This is a genomic window from Halorubrum laminariae, assembly GCF_024494655.1.
GTDB classification, from domain to species: domain Archaea; phylum Halobacteriota; class Halobacteria; order Halobacteriales; family Haloferacaceae; genus Halorubrum; species Halorubrum laminariae.
The window spans coordinates 290,026-310,705 of sequence record NZ_JANHDL010000002.1 but is presented as its reverse complement, the minus strand read 5'-3'; the positions used below and the strand labels follow the sequence as shown (position 1 = coordinate 310,705).

Sequence of the window (20,680 nt, the reverse complement as noted above, 5' to 3'; positions counted from 1 at the left end):
GTCCTCGATACGGGCAACACGTACCGGACCGAAGATGTGTTAGTGCTCGGGCCCCCACATCGGGTAATGGGAGTTCAAGAACAGTATCCGTTCGACGTGGAAGCCGTCCGGGACGACTTCCCGGTCCTCGATCGGCTGGTCGGCGGCGATCCGGAGACGCCCGGTCAGGGTGCGAGTGACGACACGCCGCTCGTCTACCTCGACAACGCGGCGACCTCACACACGCCCGATCCCGTCGTCGACACGATCGCGGACTACTACCGCGGCTACAACGCCAACGTCCACCGCGGGATCCATCAGCTGAGTCAGGAGGCGTCCGTCGCCTACGAACAAGCACACGACACCGTCGCCGACTTCGTCGGTGCCGCGGGCCGCGAGGAGATCGTCTTCACGAAGAACGCAACCGAGGCGATGAACCTCGTCGCGTACGCGTGGGGTCTCGAAGAACTCGGACCGGGCGACAACGTCGTCCTCTCCGAGATGGAACACCACTCGTCGCTGGTGACGTGGCAACAGATCGGCAAACGGACCGGCGCGGACGTTCGATTCATCGAGGTCACGGACGAGGGGCGACTCGACACCGACCACGCCGCGGAGTGTATCGACGACGACACCGAGATGGTTTCGGTCGTCCACGTCTCGAACGCGCTCGGGACGATCAATCCGATTCGCGAATTGGCCGACCTCGCGCACGACCACCACGCGCTTATCTTCGCCGACGGGGCGCAGTCGGTGCCGAACCGCCCGGTCGACGTGGACGATCTCGGCGTCGACTTCCTCGCGTTTTCGAGCCACAAGATGTGCGGGCCGACCGGCATCGGAGCCCTGTACGGCCGCGAGGAGTTACTCGACTCCATGCAGCCGTACCTGTACGGCGGCGACATGATCCGGCGCGTCTCCTTTGAGGACTCCACGTGGGAGGACCTCCCGTGGAAGTTCGAGGCCGGGACGCCTTCGATCGCACAGGGGATCGGCTTCGCGGCCGCGATCGAGTACCTCAACGAGATCGGCATGGACCGGATCGAGGCACATGAGAGCCTGCTTGCCGAGTACGCGCACGACGAACTGTCGGCGCTCGGCGGCGTCGATATATACGGTCCCCCCGGCGACGACCGCGGCGGCCTCGTCGCGTTCAACGTCGAGGGCGTCCACGCGCACGACCTCTCAAGCATCCTCAACGACTACGGCGTCGCGATTCGGGCGGGAGATCACTGTACGCAGCCCCTTCACGACGAACTTGGCATCTCCGCGTCGGCACGCGCGTCCTTCTACATCTACAACACCGTCGCGGAGATCGACGCGCTCGTCGAGGCCGTCAGCGAGGCGCGCGATCTGTTCGCGTGACCGGCCTCCGTTTTTTTTTCATTCCGCGTGACTCTGGCTGCCCGCCCGCACGCGCCGGCCGTTGGAGAGGAGATACATCCCCGTGAACACCCTCCATGAGTCGTGACATCGCCAGTCGCACAATCGTTATCCTGCCGCTACACACATACTCTTGTAGAAGAGAACAACGCCCGTCGATCGTGTCGTTCCGCGTTGTGCTTCGCCAGACTACTCATGACAGGCCACTCGCACTCGTCGACTACCGACTCAACGACCGACTGCTCGACGCTCAAACCTCACAGCCACGACGACTCCGCTCCGATCGAAATCCTCCACGTCGAGCCGAGTTCGCGCGTGGCGGAGCTGTTGGCGGCGTTCGCGGACCGGACTTCGGACCGGTTCGTCGTTCGCTCGGTTGATCGGGTAGCGACCGCGCTGGCGGCCGCCGACGGAGCCGACTGTGTCGTGACAGAACAACGACTCCCGGACGGGACGGGGATCGAACTCCTCGATGATCTTCGACGCGGCGGGAGCGACCGTCCCATCGTGTTTCACACCACCTGCCGCGGCGCGGCCGTCGAAGCCGAGGCGAGCGCCGCCGGTGCAGACGCGTACGTCCGGAAGACAGCGTCTCGCGGACAGTACGACGCTATCCTCGACCGGGTCCGATCGCTCGTGAGAGAGGATCGGATATCCGAGCGGACGGCGGCACCCGCTACGGATCCAGTCGTGTCGCGTCGGGCCGAGGACTGAGACGCCGGAGCGAAGACCGAGACCACCTCGGACCAGAGACCGAGACGATATACCGACGGAACCCTTTTGACTCGCACTGGCGTACCTGTGTCTGATATGGGACTGGGCTCGGACATGTACCGACAGCAGATCCTCGACCACTACAAGAACCCGCGCAACTACGGGGAACTCGAGGATGCGGACATCACGCACGTCGGCGAGAATCCGTCGTGTGGCGACACGATACGGATGCAGATCGCCCTCGACGACGCGGAGGAGGAGATCGAGGCGGTGCGGTTCACCGGCGATGGGTGCGCCATCTCCATGGCCTCCGCGAGCATGCTCTCCGAGCGGCTCCACGGGATGTCCGTCGCGGAGCTTGATGCGCTCGACACCGACGATATCACCGAGATGCTCGGAGTCGATATCTCGCCGATGCGCGTGAAGTGCGCCGTGCTCGGGCGGCAGGTCGCCCAAGACGGCGCGAAGATCCACCGCGGGGAACTCGATCCCGACCGGACGCGGACGAAGACCGAAGAGTAGCCGGACCGGTGGCTGGCGGTCCGTCGTCCCGAGCCCACGAGACTTTTCCTCGTGAGTCACGTTCGTTCGGCCATGAGCGACGGGTTCGACAAGGAGGCCGAACGGGAGAAGCTCCGCGAGAAGTTCGCGAACGACGACGAGAAGCGCGAACACACCCAGCGGATGTCCGAACTCCTCTTACAGGGCGCAACGATGACGAACCGCCACTGCGACGACTGCGGTGATCCGATATTCAGACACGACGGACAGGAGTTCTGTCCGACGTGTCAGGCGAGCGAGGCGGACGACGAGAGCGCCGCGAGAACGCCCGCGGAGGCGGACGGACGATCATCGCAACCGGACGCTGCGGGCGTCGAGAGCGAACACGCCGCGGATGCTACAGAATCGACATCGTCGGAAACGACATCTGTGTCGCCGACAGCTGCCCCCTCCGATCTGACGGCTCCCGAGCCACAGGCCGAAACGCGTGCGAACGAACCGGTCGACTCCCGAGGACACGGCGGTGTGAATCCTCGGGCGTCTGAACCCGACACATCGGCCGTTCGATCCAGAACTGCCGCTCGAAGACCTGACGCCTCCGGAACCGTGGCTGACGCCCGCGCGTCGCTCACTGAAACGCTCGTGCGGTTCGCACGCGAGGCCGAGTCGACTGACGATCCGCGACGTGCGCGGGAACACCTGCAGACGGCTCGCGAAGCCGCCGAAACGCTCGCCGCACTCGAGTGACGGGCGACGCCGGCGGTGGTAGGCGGACGCCGGCGGTGGCACGGTCACACGCGGCGGATCCACGGTGCTTTTTGACGGGTCGGCGTCCTCGTCTGCGTATGTCTACGGACGACGGACTCACCTTTGGCGTGCTCGGAACCGCGAACATCGCGCGCAAGGCGGTCGTTCCGGCGATCGCTTCGAGCGACCACGCGGTCGGCGCGGTCGCCTCGCGCGACGCAGACCGCGCGGCGCGGTTTGCCGCGGAGGAGTCGATACCGCGAAGCTACGGGTCGTACGACGCGCTCCTCGCGGATGACTTGCTCGACGCCATCTACGTCCCGCTCCCGAACGGTCTCCACGCCGAGTGGACGAAGCGCGCGGCCGACGCGGGGCTTTCCGTCCTCTGTGAGAAGCCGCTCGCGGCCGACGCCGCGGAGGCGCAGGCCGTGGTCGATCACTGCGCGGACCGAGATGTCACGCTGACGGAGGCGTTCATGTACCGATACCACCCGCGAACCGTGCGCTCCCTAGCGCTCGCCGCTCGCGCGCTCGACGACGTGCGCACGGTGACCGCGACGTTCCGGTTCCCGCTGTACGACCGTCCGGACGACGTGCGGCTGGATCCGGAACTCGCCGGCGGGTCACTGATGGATGTCGGCTGTTATCCCGTCTCGCTCGTCAGGACGGTGCTCGGCGAGCCGGATCGAGTGTACGCCCACGCGAACGACACCCGCGACGCCGGCGTCGACACGGAGCTCGCGGGCGTGGTTGAGTACGACGACGGCCGCTCGGCGCGGGTCGCCGCCGGCTTCGATACCCAACTCGTCCAGCGGTACCGGATCGACGCGACGAACGGGTGGATCGTCGTCGAGCGGGCGTTCGACGCACCGGCCGACGAACGCGTCGAGCTGACCTACGAGATTGACGGTCGCCGCGGCGTCGAGACGTTCGATCCGGTCGACCAGTATCGCTTGCAGGTCGAGCACTTCGCCGATCGCGTCGCCGACGGGGAGCGCCCGCGTACCGACGGCGCGGAGGCGGTCGCGAACATGCGGGTCCTCGACGCGCTGGCCGAGAGCGCAGCGACGACGGGGCCGGTGACCCTCTCGTAGCACGCGGATCCCACGAGAGCAAACGAGCGACCGGCCGTCTGTGTCGACCGTGTCCCGGAACGCTGATCGCGTATTCCACGGGATTGATATCCTCTCAGATACAATATTTCATATGAAAACCAATACTACGGCCGACGAGTCGCCGGCCAACGAGCGGACTCGACGCCCCGTCTCTCTCGCCGACGAAGATGCGCTCGACGCGTTTGTCGCCGACGCGGATGCGGCGCTCGTCGAGTTCTACACCGACGGCTGCGGTCTCTGTGCCGCCATGGAACCGGTCCTCGGCAACGTCGCCCGCGCGGTCGATGTCGACGTGGCACTCGTGAACCCTCGGGACGACCCGCCGCTCATCGAGCGGTTCGACGTTCGAAGCGTTCCGCTGTTCGTGCTCTTCGTCGACAGCGAACCGGTCGCGCGGCGTGCCGAGGGGTTCGTCCCCGGTGACGACCTGACGGCGTGGATCGACGGACACGTCGCGTGATATGGCGGCTTCTACCGGTTCACGCAGTCACCGACGCCAGCGACGTGATCGCAGAAACGGAGTCTACTCGTCCAGTGTGAGAGAGGCCTTAGAGCCGGCCGACGTTCTCGACGGCGACGGACTCGACGCCCTCGACCTCGGTGAACGCCTCTTCGACGGCCTCGGTCCCACCCGCTCCGTCCGGAACGATGACTGTGGGAAGGAGCGCGACCAGTCCGAACGCGACGTCGTCGCGCTGGAACCCGCGGATCTTCGCGCCCTGCGGGAGCGACTCCTCCAGCCGGTCTTGGAGGTCGTCGAGGTCCACGTCGGGGCTGTCCGGCATGACCTTGATCTTGGCGGCGACATCGCCCATGTTAGGGCCCTCGGAAGCCGCAGTCGTGACACTCGTAGAGGTTGCTCTGCTTCCGGCACTTCGCACACCGGTGGATCGTCGCGCCACAGTCCGGACAGGAGAAGCGCGCGGCGTTCATACCGGCGACTTGGATACCACAGGAGACGCACTGTCGAGCGCCCTGCGTTTCGCTCTCGCTCATACCCTATCCACCACCGCACGACTTTTAACCGTTGTTCTTTGCCGTCGACGGAGTCGAAACGAGTGGCACGCTGTACCATGGTTTGGGGTGGCTCTGTCGCCGTCACCGCTCGCGGCCGGCGGTCTCAGCCCAGTATCAGCGGGCCGATCAACACCCCCATCAGGTGGACTCGCCGCGCGCCGACCCGCGGCGGGAACAGCCCGAGGCCGCCGGCGACGACGAACACGCCGACGCCGAAGGATCCGGCGAACGCGAAGGATATCACCGCGAGGAGCACCAAGACGCCGATCGACAGCCGCGTGTAGTCGGCCGTACCGACGGTGCGGAGGTAGCCGTCGCCGATGAGCGTTACGAGGACGAACCCACAGACCGCGGCGGTCGCCGCGGTAACGAGCAGGATCGGGAGTGCAAGCGGAACCGCCGCCCGGTCGATGGCGACCGTGACGCCGGTCCGGGGCGTGCCGAGCGCCGCGAGCGCGAACAGCGCGAAAATGGTGTTCGCCGTGTTCGCGCCGCTCGTGGCGACGATGAATCCGCGGTCGCCCTCGGACCGCGGGAGCGCCGGGAGCGCCGCGACGGAGGCGATAGCGGCCGAGACACCCGGGATGTACCCGACGATCGCACCCGCGAGCGACCCCGCACCTGCGCTCACGCCGAGGTCGCGCGGCGTCATCGTGATCCGCGCGTCCGCCTGCGGCGGCACGCCCTCACCGCCGAGGGCGTCGACGAGCACGGGGGCACCGAACAGTCCAGCGAAAAGCGGCGCGAGGATACCGCCCGCGTCGAGCGGTGCCGCGGGGTCGACATCGAGCGTGGCGACTCCAAGCACGGCGCTCGCGAGGAAGGCGACGAGTCCGCCGGCGGCGGCTCGTTTCGAGGACTCCGTGAAGAGGAGCGCGGCGACGACGCCAACGAGGAGGATCGGGAGGTGCGCGCGGACCGACGGATAGCTGCGGACCATCACCCACGTGATCGGGATCGCGAGCGGAACCGCGAGCGCGACCGCGAGTGCGGAGCCGACGGCCGACAGCCGCAGCGCCTCGCGCCCCCGCCCCGCGATCACGAGCCGGTGACCGGGAAGCGCCGCGATCGCCGTCGCGGCGTCGGGGACGCCGAGCGCGAGCGCCGGGACGATGTCCAGAAACGAGTGCACGACGCCCGCCGCGAGCATCGCGATCCCGACGAGGAGCGGGTCTCCCGGAACCGACGGCGCGAGACCGGCCAGAAGCAGCGCGAAGTTGTTGGCGTGGAGTCCCGGGACGAGCCCGCTCGCCGTTCCGAGGGTGACGCCGCCGAGCAGGAACGCGAGCGCGGCCGCGGAGAAGGTTGGGTCGACGACGGGCCGAACGATCGCGTCCATCCCTGCGAGGTGGCCGCGGTTTCGAATATAAACGGATCGGCTGTCAGAGCCGCGGCTCGCGGTTTGATTCGAGTCGTCGCTGGAGAATGCGAAACGCCGTTAGGCTGGCTGGGCCGCCTGCGCCTTCTTCCGGGTGACGTAGCCGGCGATCCGGTTGCGGACGCCCTTCGATTCGACGGTCGTCAGCGCGGTGACGCTCTCCTTGTTCGTCTCGAAGTCCGTGTTGAACGAGTCGGGATACTGCTCCAGCAGGACGTTCCCGAGCTGTTTGATGTACTTGGGTTTGATGGCCATACCGAGCGGTACCCTCGGGGCGAACTAAAAGGGTTCGTTCCGCCGCGAGCGGCCGCGAGGCGGGTGTCGATCGTCGGTCGCCGCGGCGTCGAGGAACGGCCCGAACCGATTCGAACTCACTCGCGACCGCGTCGCCGGTCGCGCCACTCCGTGATCTCGTCGATCCGCGCGAACGCCTCGCGCTCGGCCGGGCCGCCACAGCGCTCGACCACGTCGGCGAAGTACGCCAGCCGGTCGAGTAGCGCACTCGCGTCGAATTCGGGCACGTCGAGCCGCGAGGCGGCCACCGTCGCGTCGACGACCGCGCCGAAGCCGCGGTTTATCGTCGGGACGCGCTGGGCGACCACCGCGCTCTCGACTGGATCGAGCTCCCACGTCCGGATCGCCGTCTCCCCCTCGGTCTCGCTTTGGACCTGTTCGGCGCGCACCTCGACCCAGGCGTCAGCGGTCGCGAGCACCGGTTCGTCGACTTCGTAGACCGCGAGCGCGGCGTCGACGAACGTCCGCGGATCGGTCGTGAACTGCACGATGCCCCGGCCGCGCTCGGTGAAGTTCCGCCACGTTCGCGTTCTCCCGTACGTCCGTGCCGTGACGGGGTCGTCGGGCGCGTCGGGAGCGTGGAGTCCGAGCGCCGCGGCGTTCCACCGGCCGTTCGGGCCGAGCGTCGTCACCACGGTCTCCGTGACGCCGCGGAGTCGGACGGGCCAGCCGTCGGGCGCGTCGCCGTGGGTGTCTCCACCGTCAGGCGCGGCACAGTGAGACTCGCCGCCGTCGTGAGCGCCGTTGGCGGGCGCACCGCTGTCGGACGCACCGCCGGTCTCGTCGGTCACGGGTCGACCTCCGCGCCGCGCCTGAGCGCGACGTACAGCGCCGCACAGGTGAGGTCGGCGGTCGTTCCCGGATTAATCTCCTCGTCGACGAACGCGTCCGCCAGCGTCTCGGCGGCGTCGAGGTCGATCGCGTGGACCGCGTCGGGATCCGGGGGACCGCCGAGCGGTCCGTCCTCGCGGTCACTCCCGACGAGTTCGGCCGCGCGCGCCGTCGCGTCCCGTGCGGCGGCCGGGTCGCGACTCGTCGCGACGAGCGTGTCCGGTTCCGTCGCGAGCAGCCCGAGGAACGCCCGAGCGGCGCGGTCCGCGAGCGGTCCGTCGTCGGTCAGGATCCACTCGGCCGCGCGAAAGGTCCGCGGAAACCCCTCGATCCACTCTTGGGCGTTGCGGTCGGGGACGCGATGCTCACCGGCGGACAGTCCCATCACGTCGCGCAGCGTCGCCCCGCGCTCTCTGAGCGCCGGCTCGGCGTCGCCGCCGCGATGCACGTCGAGAGCGTCCGCGTCCGCTGGGGGATCGCCGACCGCGACGTCGACGCGCTCGAACGACCGGTAGAACGCGACCGCGTCGTCGACGGTCGTGTTTCGTGTTACCCAGTCGACACCCACGGGCGAGAGGTCGCCGGCGGCGGTCGCTCGCACGAGCGGGATGAGGAGCAACAGGCAGCCGAACTGCGTGTTCGTCCCCGCCCGGTCGGCCATCCCCGCGACGGCGCGCTCGAAGGCGGCTCCGACGGGCGTCTCGCCGCTTTCGTCGCCGCTCGCGGCCAGTTCGAGGCCCGATCGAGCCCCGACCGCGCCGCCGAGAAACGACTCGAACCGGAGATCCGCGAGGTCGCGACGCCGGTCGACGTTTCCGGGCTTCGGCGTCCCGGCGACTTCGAGGAGCATCGCGAGGACGGCGTCGTCGGCCGGCGACCGATCGCCAGCAGACACCGTGTCGTCCGGTACCGGCCCCCGGTGGTCGTCTGAAGTCACGGCGACGCCTCCGACCGCTCGCCCGGGTCAGATATCGGGAGCGACCCCTCCCGCCAGGCCCTCACCGCGTCGGCGACGCGGGCGAGCGCGGTCGGGCGGTCGCTCGGCCGGCCGACGCTCACGGCGTCGGCACCGTACGCGGCGTACTCGGCGACCGTCCGTTCCCCCCGAACGCCGTTGTTCGCGATCACGGTGAGGTCGGCACGAGGGCTCGTCGCGTCCGCGTCGGCAACGTCGCAGACGACCGCCTCCGAGTCCATCGCGTCGACGTGAATCCAGTCCGCGCCCGCGCTCGCGACCGCGTCAGCGACGGCGACGAGGTCGACGCCCGAAACCTCGGCACGCACTTTCACGCTCGTCGTCGCGCCCGTCTTCGCGGCGGTCGCGACGTACTCGGAGAGCCGCTCGGTGTCGCGGAGCAGCGACTCACCGCACCCGACCTCGCGGAGTTCGGGCTGGCGGCAGTGCGCGTTGATCTCGCAGATTGCGTCGCGGTCGGCACAGACCGCGGCCGCCTCCCGAACCGGGTCCGGGGTCGCGCTCCTGACGTTGACGCCGGGAACGGCGGGGGCGTCGGCGATCGCGTCGAGCTGGCGGCCGATCCACGCGATCGGGTCGTCGGGGAGGAATTCCGAGCGGTCGCGGGCGACGAGGGCTCGCGCCGCCGCTCGGCTCGGCGGGTCGAGGGCGATCCCGCCCATCACCGCCGCGTCGACGTGGCGCGCCGCCAGTCGAGCCCAGTCGGCGTCGGCCGCGCCGCTGAGGCTCGCGGCGACGAGGAACGGCGGGTCGGGGACCCGGGCCGCGGTCATCGCGGTCCCTCCCCGCCGTCAGCGATGTCGGCGGCAGTGAGATCGACCGCAGCCAATGTACGCTCGCACGCGCGAGCGACTCGCTCTGCGTCGTCGCCGTCGTCGATCCGGGTGTCGGTGCGCTCGACGTGTCGGTCGAGGTCGGTCGGGTCGTCGTCGTCGAGCACGAACGCGTCCGCGAACGGGTACGCCTCGGCGACGCCGGCGGTCGAGGGATCCCTGCCGGTCCCGGCCATCAGGTCCGCGGCGGGTCCCGAGAAGACCTCGTCGCCGACGAACGGCGAGACGGCGACGACGGGCGTCTCCCGGAGCGCGCGCTCGAACCCGGGGAGCGCGAGCATCGGCCCGATGCTCGTGACGGGGTTCGAGGGACCGATGACGACCGGGTCCGCGAGCGACTCGCTGACCGCATCTGTCGGTTTCGCGGTGTCGGCACCGCGGAACTCCACGGCGGCGACGGTCGGATCGCCGCGCCGGGCGACCCAGAACTCCTGAAAGTGGATCGTCTCGCCGTCCGCGGTGTGGACGAGCGTCGCGACCGGATCGTCCGACATCGGGAGGAGGTCGATATCGAGTCCGAACGCGTCGGCGAGGGACCGGGTGGCCTCGGTGAGCGTGTCGCCCTCGTCGATCAGACCCGTGCGCGTGAGGTGTACCGCGCGGTCGCGGTCGCCGATCTCCATGAACTCGCCGACGGCCGAGAACCGCCGCCACCGGGCGATCGGGCGGCCCGCGGTCTGCGCGTCCGCGTCGAGATACCGCGGCTCCGGATCGATCCCCATCTCGCTCCCGAGTTGCCGGAGTTCCTCGTGCGTCGCCGTCGTGTCGCCGTCGATCCCCCACCACCGGTCGCGGTCGAGAATGCCGCCGCCGGCGAACAGCACGGTGTCGATGTCCGGGCAGACGAGGTGGCCGCCCAGTTCGATATCGTCGCCCGTGTTGGCGACGACCGAGATCTCTGAGGGGCTCCACACGCGCGTCGCCCCGTCGAGCAGCTTCGGGGTCCCCGTGCCGCCGGCGAGGAACGTGACCATACCCGACGCACGCGTCGACCGGATTTGTATCCTCGGCTCCGTTTCCAGAAACTCCTCGCTGTTCCCCGCAAGACCTATTTCCGCGCCTCGGAGAGACGGCATCACTGTGAGCGATGGTGGCGACGCCTCGACGATCGATCGCCTACGCGCCGCGACGGCCGAGCGTCTCGGCGTCGACCGGCGCGCGCTCGCTGCGTTCCGATTCGCGCTCGGAACGCTTCTCCTCGTCGATCTCGGGCTCCGGGCCCGGAACCTGACAGCGTTTTACACCGACGCGGGCGTGCTCCCACGCTCGGCGCTGGCCGAGGCGTACCCGCTCGCGGCTCGCGTCTCGTTGCACGCGGTCTCCGGCGAAGAATGGGCGCTCGCGCTCCTGTTCGTGCTGGCCGGCGTCGCCGCCGCAGCGCTCGCCGTCGGCTATCGAACGCGGATCGCGGCCGCGGCGTCGCTCGCGCTCCTAATATCGTTGCAGGCGCGGAACCCCTTCGTGCTCAACGGTGGCGACCTCCTCCTTTCGCACCTGCTCGGCATCGGAGTGCTGTGTCCGCTCGGCGCGCGCTGGTCGGTCGACGCCGTCCGCGCGAGAGCGGTTGGTGGCCGCGCCGGCGGCGCGGGTGCCGATGTCGCCGCCAGAGACCGGTTCTTCGGGCCCGCGTCGGCGCTGCTTTTGGCCGTTCCGATCGTGGTCTACGTGTCAAACGCGGTCGTGAAGCTTCGCGGCGGGGCTTGGACCAGCGGCGAGGCCGTCGGGCGAGTGTTCCGGCTCACGTACCTCCACGGACCGCTCGGCGGACTCGTCCCGGAGGTTCCGCGGCTGTTCGCGGCGGCCACCTACGGCTGGCTCGCGCTCCTCGTCGCCGCGCCGCTCCTCGTCCTTGCCGCGGGGCGGCTCCGGGCGGCGCTCGCTGTGATCTTCGCCGCCGGCCACCTCGCGATGCCGCTCGTGCTCCAGATCGGGGTGTTCCCGCTCGTGTCGGTCGCCGGCCTTCTGCCGTTCGTTCCGCTCACCGTGTGGGACCGCGCGGAGCGGCGCGTCGCACCGGTCGCGGCGCGGTTCGGGCAGACCCTCGGGTCGCCGCGGACGACTCGAGAACCGTCCGGCTGGATCCCCGACTGCGTCGTAGCGGCCGGTCGTCGGCTCGCACCGAGCGTCGCCGCGGTCCTGATCGCGGGGCTCCTCTGCTGGAATGCGATGGCGGTCGGCGTCGTCTCGACGCCGGAGCCGGTCGCTGCGGTGAGCGACCCGACCGAGAGTGGGTGGGACATGTTCGCGCCCGATCCGCCCACGACCGACACGCGCGTACTCGCGACGGCCGCGGCCGCGAACGGCGATCGGATCGACGCGCTGTACGGCGATCCGGTCGCGGCCGACAGACCTCCCTCGGACGCACGGGCGTACCCGACCGCGCGATGGCGGAAGTTCCTCACCTCGCTCGCCGAGTCGCCGGAACCGACGCGAACCGGTCACCTCCTCGGACACCTCTGTGACCGCGCGAGCGGACAGACGGATGCCGAGATAGATCGGGTCAGTGTCTCTATCGCCTCGATAGCTGTCGCCGGCGACGATCAGCCGCAGCTCAGATCGCTCGGCGAGCGGCGCTGTGGCGATCGGTGATCGATTCGGAACCGATGATCGATTCGAAACCGCCGTCGCGATTCCGAGCGTGTCGGAGTCGCTGTCGCGGTCGGCGGTGACCGCCGCGGTCAGCAGTGACCGCCGGCGGCGTGATCGCTGCCGACTGCGCTTTCGGTGCCGACGAATACGACGCCCAGCGGCAAAGCGGCAGGCACTTTAGGAGGCCCCAAGAATCCACGAACGTTCATGAGCTACGATAAGGTCGACGTCCCCGAAGACGGCGAGGCGATCACGCTCGCCGACGAGGAGACCGGCGAGCTGAACGTCCCGTCGAATCCCATCATCCCGATCATCCACGGCGACGGGATCGGCACCGACGTCGGACCGGCAGCACAGCAGGTACTCGACGCCGCCGCGGAGGCGACCGGCCGCTCCATCGCGTGGATGCGCGTCTACGCTGGCGAGAGTGCCCGCGAGAAGTACGACGAGAATCTCCCCGAAGATACGGTTTCGGCCATCCGCAGCCACCGCGTCGCGATCAAGGGCCCGCTGACGACGCCTGTCGGCGCGGGCTTCCGGTCACTGAACGTCGCGCTCCGGCAGACGCTCGACATGTACGCGAACGTCCGCCCGACCTATCACTTGGAGGGCGTCCCGTCGCCCGTCAAAAACCCCGAGGCGATGGACATGATCACCTTCCGTGAGAACACGGAGGACGTCTACGCCGGCGTCGAGTGGGAGGCCGGCACCGACGAGGTAGAGGAGGTACGCTCGTTCTTAGAGGACGACATGGAAGTCGCGGACGTCATCCACGACGGCCCCGTCGGGATCGGCGTCAAACCGATCTCGGAGTTCGGATCGAAGCGCCTCATCCGCGAGGCGATCGACTACGCGGTCGAAAACGACCGAGACACGGTCACCCTCGTCCACAAGGGGAACATCATGAAGTTCACCGAGGGCGCGTTCCGCGACTGGGGCTACGAGGTCGCAGAAGAGGAGTACGGCGACGACGTGATCACCGAAGACGAGCTGTGGGACGAACACGACGGCGAACAGCCCGAGGACACGGTCGTCGTGAACGACCGCATCGCCGACAACATGCTCCAGCAGCTCCTGACTCGGACCGACGAGTACTCCGTCATCGCGACGATGAACCTCAACGGCGACTACATGTCCGACGCCGCCGGCGCGCAGATCGGCGGACTGGGAATCGCTCCCGGTGCCAACTTCGGCCACGGCCGCTGTCTCGCCGAGCCGGTCCACGGCTCCGCGCCCAAGTACGCGGGCGAGGACAAGGTGAACCCCACCGCGATGATCCTCTCCGGCCGCGAGATGCTCGACTACCTCGGCTGGTCCGACGCGGCCGACCTCGTGCGCGACGCCGTCGAAGAGACCATCGCCTCCGGGAAGGTCACCTACGACCTCCACCGCCAGATCGACGGCGGCGAGAAGCTCGCGACGAGCGAGTTTGCCGACGCCGTCGTCGAGAAGATCGACGAACTCGCGTAAGCGGTCGTCTCGACACACTCGACAGTATTTTTCGATTGCGCGCTCACGACACATCGGAGTCACGCGACCGCCGAATCGACAGATCGTGGACTCCTCTATACTGCGCTACCGACCGGACGCGTAGAACTCCTCGCGGTACACGCGCCCGAACGCGTTCCGGCGGAGGGTGCTCGCGGCCGCGTCGGGTTCGTCCTGGTACGTCGCGGCGATCACGGTCTCGGCGAACGGTATCGGGTGCCACACCACGTTGTCGACGTTCTCGGAGCCGATCTGTACCACGTCATCCTCGTCGAACCCGCTGTCCGCGAGCCACGCGTCGAACTCCGATCGCTCGCCGACGTGGACCGCGAGCAACTCGGCGAAGGTGGCGTCGCGGGCGGTCTTGACCACTTCCGGAGTGACGCGCTCGTCGTACTCGTCGGCGTCGAACTCCATAGCCTTCGTCGCCTCGCGGACGACGACCTGCGCGACCGGCCCGATCTCCTCGTAGCGTTCGAGCGCGTCGGCGCGCGTCTCCGGCGCGAACGTCCCTTTCGTGTGCATACCACCGGTTCGATGTCGACGGGAAAGGGCGTTCCGTTACGCGGACGGGTCGTCGTCGGCGGTGGTGTCGCGGTCGCCGTCAGTGGCGGTGGTGTCGCGGTCGGTGTCTCCGTCCCCGCCGTCGCCTCCGCCGCCACCGGCGCTTTCAGACTCGGCGTCGAGCATCTCTCGCGTCATCTCTCTCGCCTCTCGGAGTGCCTCCGCGGTCTCGGGATCGGTCGCACCGCTCGCGTCGACGGCCCCTCGTGGGGACGGATTCGTGCGATCGTCGTGTGCGTGGCCGCCGTGATCGTGACCTGCGTGCGCGCCCACGTCGACGTTCGGTCGACCGCGATCGACGGTGTCCTCGAACACCTCGTGGTACTCGGCGTCGGCGGCGTGCGGCGTCACTTCGGCCGCGAGACCCGCCGGCTCGCGGTCGCTCCAGTCCGGGGCATGCTCGTCGAGCCAGTCGGCGTGGTCGTCGCCGTGGAGCATTGCGGTGAACGCGAGGTGGTGTGCGAGGTGCTCGCCGTCGCGCTGCGGGGTCTCACAGACGGGGCACGCGTATCCCATGTCGGGCGTGGGTTCGTCGGTGAGCCGTAAAGTCGCGTCGGCCTCGGACGGACGTGATGTGCTAGATGATCGGAGCAGTGTGGTCGACACCGGTACGACGACAGCCGTGACCGATACCGACGAAGTCCAGTCCCACCCTGCACCGCTCCGCACAGCACCTCACACCTCCCCAGCCTCGTCAGTTGGTCTCCGCTTCGCTTCGACCGACTGACTCCCTCTCGCGGCGCTGTCTCGCGGCCGCCACTGGCGGCCGCTCGCAGGCACGCGCCGCCGCAGATGATTTATAAATCGAGTCGTCGCCGTCTTGTATCGATAACAGCAACTTTATCACTCGCACGGGGCGAATTTCCGGTAAGACTACTCCGTTAGGAGGTCCAACAGTGACTGAAGTCAACACACAACCGGAGGTGAACATCGGTCTCGTCGGTCACGTCGACCACGGGAAGACGACGCTCGTGCAGGCGTTGTCCGGCTCGTGGACCGACCAGCACAGCGAGGAAATGAAACGCGGAATCTCGATCCGGCTGGGGTACGCGGACGCGACGTTCCGGCGCTGTCCCGGCGTCGACGCGCCCGAGTGTTACACCGTCGACGAAGAGTGCGAGGACGGCTCCGAGAGCGAGCCCCTTCGAACCGTCTCGTTCGTCGACGCCCCCGGCCACGAGACGCTGATGGCGACGATGCTCTCGGGTGCCTCGATCATGGACGGGGCCGTACTCGTCGTGAGCGCCACGGAGGATGTCCCGCAGGCACAGACCGAAGAGCACCTGATGGCGCTCGATCTCATCGGGATCGAGAACATCGTGATCGCGCAGAACAAGGTCGACTTGGTCGACCGCGACCGCGCCGTCGACAACTATCGACAGATCCAAGAGTTCGTCGAGGGCACCGTCGCGGAGGACGCGCCGATCGTCCCCGTCTCCGCGCAACAGGAGGTCAACCTCGATCTCCTCATCGACGCGATCGAGACGGAGATCCCGACGCCCGACCGCGACCCGAGCGAGCACGCGCGGATGTACGCGGCGCGCTCGTTCGACATCAACCGCCCGGGCGCGACCGCGGCAGATCTGAAGGGCGGCGTCGTCGGCGGCTCGCTCGTCGCGGGCGAGCTGTCAGTCGGCGACGGGCTGGAAATCAGACCGGGCCGCGAGGTCGACGAGGAGGGACAGACGGAGTGGCGGCCGCTCGAAACGACGGTCCGGTCGCTGCAGGCCGGCAGCAACGACGTCGAGAGCGCCCGTCCGGGCGGCCTGCTCGGTGTCGGTACCGGACTCGACCCCAGCCTGACGAAGGGCGACGCGCTCGCGGGCCAAGTCGCGGGCGAGCCCGGCACGCTCCCCCCGACTCGCAACGAGTTCGAGATGCAGGTCGATCTGCTCGACCGCGTGGTCGGCAAAGAAGACGACGAGAGCGGCGAGAGCGACATCGAAGAGATCAGCACGGGTGAGCCCCTGATGCTCACCGTCGGCACCGCCACCACGGTCGGCGCGGTGACGAGCGCGCGCGACGGGGAGTGCGAAGTGAGCCTCAAGCGCCCCGTCTGCGCGGAGGAGGGCGCACAGATCGCGATCAACCGACGCGTCGGCGCGCGGTGGCGGCTCATCGGCGTCGGGACGCTCTCGTAACGTGACCGAACCCCCGCGCGGAAGCGCCCTCACGGAAGATGGCGCGACTGACGCTCTCGCGCCGGTCGTCGCGCTCGACGCGAGCGCGCTGATGGCTCCGGTCGAGGCGAACGTCCGGCTGTTCGAGGAGCTCGATCGGCTCCTCGGGGCCTACGAGGCGGTCGTTCCCGCGGCCGTCGTTGACGAACTCGACGGGCTTCAGGCCGGAAACGGCGCGGAGGCGACCGCGGCGAGCGTGGGCGCGGACCTCGCGGCGCGGGCGGAGACGGTAGAGACGACGGCGACGTACGCGGACGACGCGCTCGTCGAGCTGGTCACCACGGGCCGGGTCGACGGCGTCGTCACGAACGATCGACCGCTGGCGAATCGGGTGCTGGAGGCGGACGCACCAGTAATCGGTTTAAGGGGTCGGAACACACTGGCGATAACGGAACCCTAGCGGACGCGGACAACCAACACTATGTACAAACGAGTTCGACTCAAGGATACGGTCGAGGTACCGCCGAAACACTTGGCGGACGTCACCGACGAGCGGGTGAAAGCCCTGCTACAGGACAAGCTGGAAGGACGGATGGACGAAGATGTCGGTAGCGTCGTGAGCGTCGTCGGCGTGCACGACATCGGCGAGGGAGCGGTGTTACACAACCGCCCCGGTGTCTACTACGAGGCCGAGTTCGACGCGCTCACCTACGACCCCGATATGCAGGAGGTCGCAGACGGGACCGTCGTGGAGACGGTCGAGTTCGGCGCGTTCGTCGGGATCGGTCCGGTGGACGGACTGCTCCACGTCTCGCAGATCACGGACGAGTATCTCACGTTCGACGGGGTCAACCAGCAGCTCGCCTCCTCGGACTCCGACAAGACGCTCGGCGTCGACGACGCCGTGCGCGTCCGCGTCGTGACGAAGAGCATCGACGAGCGCAACCCCCGCGACTCGAAGATCGGGCTCACGGCGAAACAGCCCGGGCTCGGGAAACACGAGTGGCTAGAGGGACAGCGGAAGCACCGCGAACAGACTGGTGAGGAGGCCGACTGATGGCCGAGGACCGCCTCGCGTGTCGGGAGTGTCACCACGTCAACGACCCCGACGCACAGACCTGCGAGCACTGCGGGTCGTCGTCGCTGACGGAGGACTGGGCGGGCTACGTCATCATCACCCAGCCCGAGGACAGCGAAATCGCCGCTGAGATGAACGTGACGAAGGCGGGGTCGTACGCCCTGAAGGTCCGCTAGCACCGATCGGCGAGGCACGCGAACCGAGCACCCGGTAACACGAACCGAGAATATTACATGCTCACGCTCCCGGACTCGCTCAGAGACGCGTTCAAAGACCCCCTCGGGTCGGTAACGACCGACGCCGACGCGCTCCTCGCTGCCGCCGCTGAGACGGCCGCGGCGCACGCCGACCCGGTCGAGGACGCGATTGACGTGAACGATGCGATCGTCGCGAACGACGCCCCGATTATCGCCGTCGGCGACGTGGTCACCTACCACCTCCGGGAGGCGGGACGCGTCCCCGACGTGGCCGTGATCGACGGGCAGACGGAGCGCGAGGCGGTCCGCAAAGAGATCGAGACGGTACTTTCGGCCGCCGACGTTCGACGGATCTCGGCCACGAATTCTGCGGCGTCGATGTCTGCCGATCTGCTCTCGGCGCTCGCGGCGGCGTTGGCCGCCGAGGAGCCGACGTGGATCGAGGTGACGGGCGAGGAGGACCTCGCGACGCTGCCGGCGATCCTCGCCGCGCCCGACGGCGCAAGCGTGGTCTACGGTCAGCCGGGCGAGGGGATGGTTCGTGTTCCGGTTACGCCGGAGACGCGGGCCGAGGCCCGTGAGCTGTTCGAGGCGCTCGACGGCGATATCGGCGCGGCATACGACGCGCTCGGCGTCGATCCGTCCGATCGATAGATCTCGCCGACCCACCGGACACTCCGCCGCTGATCCGCCGCGACACCCCCGCTTCGAAATCCTTTTACAGCTTTCGGGGGGATATACGCGTAACTGACCATGGACGTCGACATTATCTCCGAAGAGGAGAACCCCATGTTGCACCGCACCGATATCCGCTTCGAGACGACCCACGAGGAGGCGACGCCCTCGCGCCTCTCGGTCCGAGATTCGCTCGCAGCCAAGTTGGACAAAGACTCCGAGGAGGTCGTCGTCCACGAACTGGACACCAAATTCGGCATGCGCAAGACGGTCGGCTACGCGAAGGTGTACGACTCCGCGGAAGACGCGCTCGATGTCGAACAGGAGTACATGCTCGAACGGAACAAGATCGGCGACAAGGGCGACGCAGAAGCCGAGGAAGCCTAACGCGCCGGATGCGCGTTCTCGGCATCGAGGGAACCGCGTGGTGTGCCAGCGCCGCGCTGTATGACGCCGAGGCCGACTCCGTTCTCATCGAATCGAACCCCTACGAGCCGGACAGCGGCGGCATTCACCCGCGCGAGGCCGCCGAACACATGTCCGAGGCGATCCCCGCCGTCGTCGACGCGGTACTGACTGCGGCTGAAGACGGGTACGGCCCGGACGCGATCGACGCCGTCGCCTTCTCCCGCGGTCCCGGTCTCGGCCCCTGTCTCCGGACGGTCGGCACCGCGGCGCGGGCGCTCGCCGGCGCGCTCGACGTGCCGCTCGTCGGAGTGAACCACATGGTGGCGCACTTGGAGATCGGGCGACACCGCTCGGGGTTCGACAGCCCGGTATGTCTGAACGCCTCCGGGGCGAACGCGCACCTGCTCGGCTACCACGACGGGCGCTACCGCGTCCTCGGCGAGACGATGGACGCCGGCGTCGGCAACGCGATCGACAAGTTCACGCGTCACATCGGATGGAGCCACCCCGGCGGGCCGAAGGTCGAGGCCGCGGCCACGGAGTTCGCGGCGGATCACGGGGGAGACGCCCCCGACGATCTCCTCGATCTCCCCTACGTCGTCAAGGGAATGGACTTCTCGTTTTCCGGAATCAGCTCCGCGGCCAACGACGCCCACAACGACGGGGTTCCAGTCGGGGAGATCTGTTTCGCCCTTCAGGAGCACGTGTTCGCGATGCTCGCCGAGGTCGCAGAGCGGGCGTTATCGTTGACCGGCGCGACCGAACTCGTCCTCGGCGGCGGCGTCGCCCAGAACGACCGGCTGCGAGAGATGCTCGCGACGATGTGTGCCGACCGGGGTGCCGATTTCTACGCGCCGGAACCGCGATTTCTCCGCGACAACGCCGGGATGATCGCCGTCCTCGGCGCGAAGATGGCGCGGGCGGGCGACACCGTCGCAATCGCCGAGTCGGCCGTCGATCCGAACTTCCGCCCGGATCAGGTACCCGTGACGTGGCGAAACGACGCTGAATCGGTCGCGGTGGGGGCTCGATCCGCCGGCACTGAGTCGGGCGCAGTGAGACCTGAACCCGGCGACCCCGCGGCGGATCTCCGGGGCGCAGAGGCGGTCGTCGCCGTCGAGCCGGACGCCGAGGAGCCGCGGGTGATCAAGCGGCGGATCCCGAAGCGGTACCGACACCCGAAACTGGACCGATCGATTCGGCGCGACCGGACCGTCGCAGAGGCGCGACTCGCGAGCGAGGCGCGCCGCGCCGGCGTCCCGACCCCGCTCGTGTACGACGTCGACGTGGCGAACTCGACCCTCACGCTCCAGTACGTCGGCGACCGCGACCTCGCGACCGCCATCGACGGCGGCGAGGCGTGGGTCCGCTCGACGGGTCGCCACCTCGCGACCCTCCACGACGCCGGGATCGTTCACGGGGACCCGACGACTCGGAACGTCCGGATCGCGGGCGACGCGAGCAGTGGCGAGACTGGATCCGGACGCGGTGAGTTCGGATCGGACCGCGACGGGTCCGAGGCGGAACGCGACGGGACTGGTCTGTCGGAGGCGGCCGCGCGGACGGCGCTCATCGACTTCGGGCTCGGCTATCACACCGGTCACGTGGAGGACCACGCGATGGACCTCCACGTCTTCGAGGGGTCGGTCCGGGCGACGGCGACCGACCCGGACGCGCTGATCGACGCGTTCGAGGCGGGGTACGCCGCCGTCGGCGACCGGACGGTTCTCGACCGGCTTCGCGAGGTCGAGGGGCGCGGTCGATATCGGTGACCGATCGGCGGCTTGCGCCAC

25 protein-coding genes are annotated in these 20,680 nt (G+C 68.6%); 15 read left to right on the top strand and 10 right to left on the bottom strand.

Annotation, left to right across the window (positions count from 1 at the left end):
• The first annotated feature begins 66 nt into the window (after positions 1-66).
• The 6 genes from NO887_RS04590 (at position 67) to NO887_RS04565 (ending at position 4,899) form a co-directional block, all read left to right on the top strand.
• Entirely contained in the window at positions 67-1,344 is a 1,278-nt protein-coding gene (locus NO887_RS04590; RefSeq protein WP_256417288.1) for an aminotransferase class V-fold PLP-dependent enzyme, read from the top strand.
• Positions 1,345-1,557: 213 nt separating this feature from the next.
• Positions 1,558-2,076 (top strand): response regulator, encoded by a 519-nt coding sequence (locus NO887_RS04585; RefSeq protein WP_256417287.1) that lies wholly within the window; start codon positions 1,558-1,560, stop codon positions 2,074-2,076.
• A gap of 96 nt (positions 2,077-2,172) precedes the next feature.
• Entirely contained in the window at positions 2,173-2,598 is a 426-nt protein-coding gene (gene sufU / locus NO887_RS04580) for a Fe-S cluster assembly sulfur transfer protein SufU (RefSeq protein ID WP_256417286.1), read from the top strand.
• A 72-nt stretch (positions 2,599-2,670) separates the two neighbouring features.
• A complete protein-coding gene (locus NO887_RS04575) occupies positions 2,671-3,324 on the top strand; it encodes an Sjogren's syndrome/scleroderma autoantigen 1 family protein (RefSeq protein WP_256417285.1) in 654 nt (217 codons plus the stop codon).
• A gap of 98 nt (positions 3,325-3,422) precedes the next feature.
• Complete coding sequence (locus tag NO887_RS04570) at positions 3,423-4,418, top strand: Gfo/Idh/MocA family protein (protein ID WP_256417284.1); 996 nt, start codon at positions 3,423-3,425, stop codon at positions 4,416-4,418.
• Between the two features lie 112 nt (positions 4,419-4,530).
• On the top strand, positions 4,531-4,899 hold the full coding sequence (locus NO887_RS04565; RefSeq protein WP_256417283.1) for a thioredoxin family protein: 369 nt from the start codon (positions 4,531-4,533) through the stop codon (positions 4,897-4,899).
• Positions 4,900-4,987: 88 nt separating this feature from the next.
• Here the strand turns inward: NO887_RS04565 and NO887_RS04560 are convergent, their stop codons facing one another.
• From NO887_RS04560 to cofD, 8 genes are all read right to left on the bottom strand, one after another.
• Entirely contained in the window at positions 4,988-5,254 is a 267-nt protein-coding gene (locus NO887_RS04560) for an elongation factor 1-beta (RefSeq protein ID WP_256417282.1), read from the bottom strand.
• A 1-nt stretch (position 5,255) separates the two neighbouring features.
• Positions 5,256-5,435 carry an HVO_2753 family zinc finger protein gene (locus tag NO887_RS04555; protein ID WP_049983145.1) on the bottom strand — a complete coding sequence of 60 codons (180 nt, stop codon included), beginning with the start codon at positions 5,433-5,435 and terminating at the stop codon, positions 5,256-5,258.
• A 124-nt stretch (positions 5,436-5,559) separates the two neighbouring features.
• Complete coding sequence (locus NO887_RS04550; RefSeq protein ID WP_256417281.1) at positions 5,560-6,795, bottom strand: tripartite tricarboxylate transporter permease; 1,236 nt, start codon at positions 6,793-6,795, stop codon at positions 5,560-5,562.
• Positions 6,796-6,894: 99 nt separating this feature from the next.
• Positions 6,895-7,089, bottom strand: coding sequence for a 30S ribosomal protein S17e (locus tag NO887_RS04545; protein ID WP_049983147.1), 195 nt, complete (start codon positions 7,087-7,089; stop codon positions 6,895-6,897).
• Between the two features lie 116 nt (positions 7,090-7,205).
• Entirely contained in the window at positions 7,206-7,919 is a 714-nt protein-coding gene (locus tag NO887_RS04540) for a DUF447 domain-containing protein (protein WP_256417280.1), read from the bottom strand.
• The gene (locus NO887_RS04535) at positions 7,916-8,896 is read right to left on the bottom strand and encodes a triphosphoribosyl-dephospho-CoA synthase (protein WP_379811616.1); all 981 of its coding nucleotides are present in this window, start codon (positions 8,894-8,896) and stop codon (positions 7,916-7,918) included. The genes NO887_RS04540 and NO887_RS04535 overlap by 4 nt, the downstream gene beginning before the upstream one ends.
• The gene (locus NO887_RS04530) at positions 8,893-9,708 is read right to left on the bottom strand and encodes a tRNA-dihydrouridine synthase (protein WP_256417279.1); all 816 of its coding nucleotides are present in this window, start codon (positions 9,706-9,708) and stop codon (positions 8,893-8,895) included. Before NO887_RS04530 ends, NO887_RS04535 begins: the two co-directional genes overlap by 4 nt.
• On the bottom strand, positions 9,705-10,742 hold the full coding sequence (cofD, locus tag NO887_RS04525; protein WP_256417278.1) for a 2-phospho-L-lactate transferase: 1,038 nt from the start codon (positions 10,740-10,742) through the stop codon (positions 9,705-9,707). The genes NO887_RS04530 and cofD overlap by 4 nt, the downstream gene beginning before the upstream one ends.
• A 106-nt stretch (positions 10,743-10,848) precedes the next feature.
• Between cofD and NO887_RS04520 the strand changes: the two genes are divergently transcribed.
• Both NO887_RS04520 and icd read left to right on the top strand, forming a co-directional pair.
• Positions 10,849-12,357, top strand: coding sequence for an HTTM domain-containing protein (locus tag NO887_RS04520; protein ID WP_256417277.1), 1,509 nt, complete (start codon positions 10,849-10,851; stop codon positions 12,355-12,357).
• A 207-nt stretch (positions 12,358-12,564) separates the two neighbouring features.
• Complete coding sequence (icd, locus tag NO887_RS04515) at positions 12,565-13,827, top strand: isocitrate dehydrogenase (NADP(+)) (RefSeq protein WP_256417276.1); 1,263 nt, start codon at positions 12,565-12,567, stop codon at positions 13,825-13,827.
• Positions 13,828-13,932: 105 nt separating this feature from the next.
• Here icd and NO887_RS04510 read toward each other — a convergent pair whose 3' ends face one another.
• Entirely contained in the window at positions 13,933-14,370 is a 438-nt protein-coding gene (locus NO887_RS04510; RefSeq protein ID WP_256417275.1) for a DUF5809 family protein, read from the bottom strand.
• A 36-nt stretch (positions 14,371-14,406) separates the two neighbouring features.
• On the bottom strand, positions 14,407-14,925 hold the full coding sequence (locus NO887_RS04505; protein WP_256417274.1) for a DUF5810 domain-containing protein: 519 nt from the start codon (positions 14,923-14,925) through the stop codon (positions 14,407-14,409).
• A gap of 380 nt (positions 14,926-15,305) precedes the next feature.
• On the opposite strand from NO887_RS04505, the gene NO887_RS04500 reads away from it, so the two are divergent.
• The 7 genes from NO887_RS04500 (at position 15,306) to NO887_RS04470 (ending at position 20,659) form a co-directional block, all read left to right on the top strand.
• Complete coding sequence (locus NO887_RS04500) at positions 15,306-16,550, top strand: translation initiation factor IF-2 subunit gamma (RefSeq protein ID WP_256417273.1); 1,245 nt, start codon at positions 15,306-15,308, stop codon at positions 16,548-16,550.
• Between the two features lies 1 nt (position 16,551).
• Positions 16,552-16,989: a type II toxin-antitoxin system VapC family toxin gene (locus NO887_RS04495; RefSeq protein ID WP_256417272.1), complete on the top strand. Its 438-nt coding sequence runs from the start codon at positions 16,552-16,554 to the stop codon at positions 16,987-16,989.
• 21 nt (positions 16,990-17,010) lie between these two features.
• Positions 17,011-17,586, top strand: coding sequence for a DNA-directed RNA polymerase (locus tag NO887_RS04490; RefSeq protein ID WP_256417271.1), 576 nt, complete (start codon positions 17,011-17,013; stop codon positions 17,584-17,586).
• A complete protein-coding gene (spt4, locus tag NO887_RS04485; protein ID WP_256417270.1) occupies positions 17,586-17,783 on the top strand; it encodes a transcription elongation factor subunit Spt4 in 198 nt (65 codons plus the stop codon). The genes NO887_RS04490 and spt4 overlap by 1 nt, the downstream gene beginning before the upstream one ends.
• 57 nt (positions 17,784-17,840) lie before the next feature.
• The gene (locus NO887_RS04480) at positions 17,841-18,458 is read left to right on the top strand and encodes a GTP-dependent dephospho-CoA kinase family protein (protein ID WP_256417269.1); all 618 of its coding nucleotides are present in this window, start codon (positions 17,841-17,843) and stop codon (positions 18,456-18,458) included.
• A 99-nt stretch (positions 18,459-18,557) separates the two neighbouring features.
• Complete coding sequence (locus NO887_RS04475) at positions 18,558-18,866, top strand: 30S ribosomal protein S24e (protein WP_256417268.1); 309 nt, start codon at positions 18,558-18,560, stop codon at positions 18,864-18,866.
• Between the two features lie 8 nt (positions 18,867-18,874).
• On the top strand, positions 18,875-20,659 hold the full coding sequence (locus tag NO887_RS04470) for a bifunctional N(6)-L-threonylcarbamoyladenine synthase/serine/threonine protein kinase (RefSeq protein ID WP_256417267.1): 1,785 nt from the start codon (positions 18,875-18,877) through the stop codon (positions 20,657-20,659).
• Positions 20,660-20,680 lie beyond the last annotated feature (21 nt).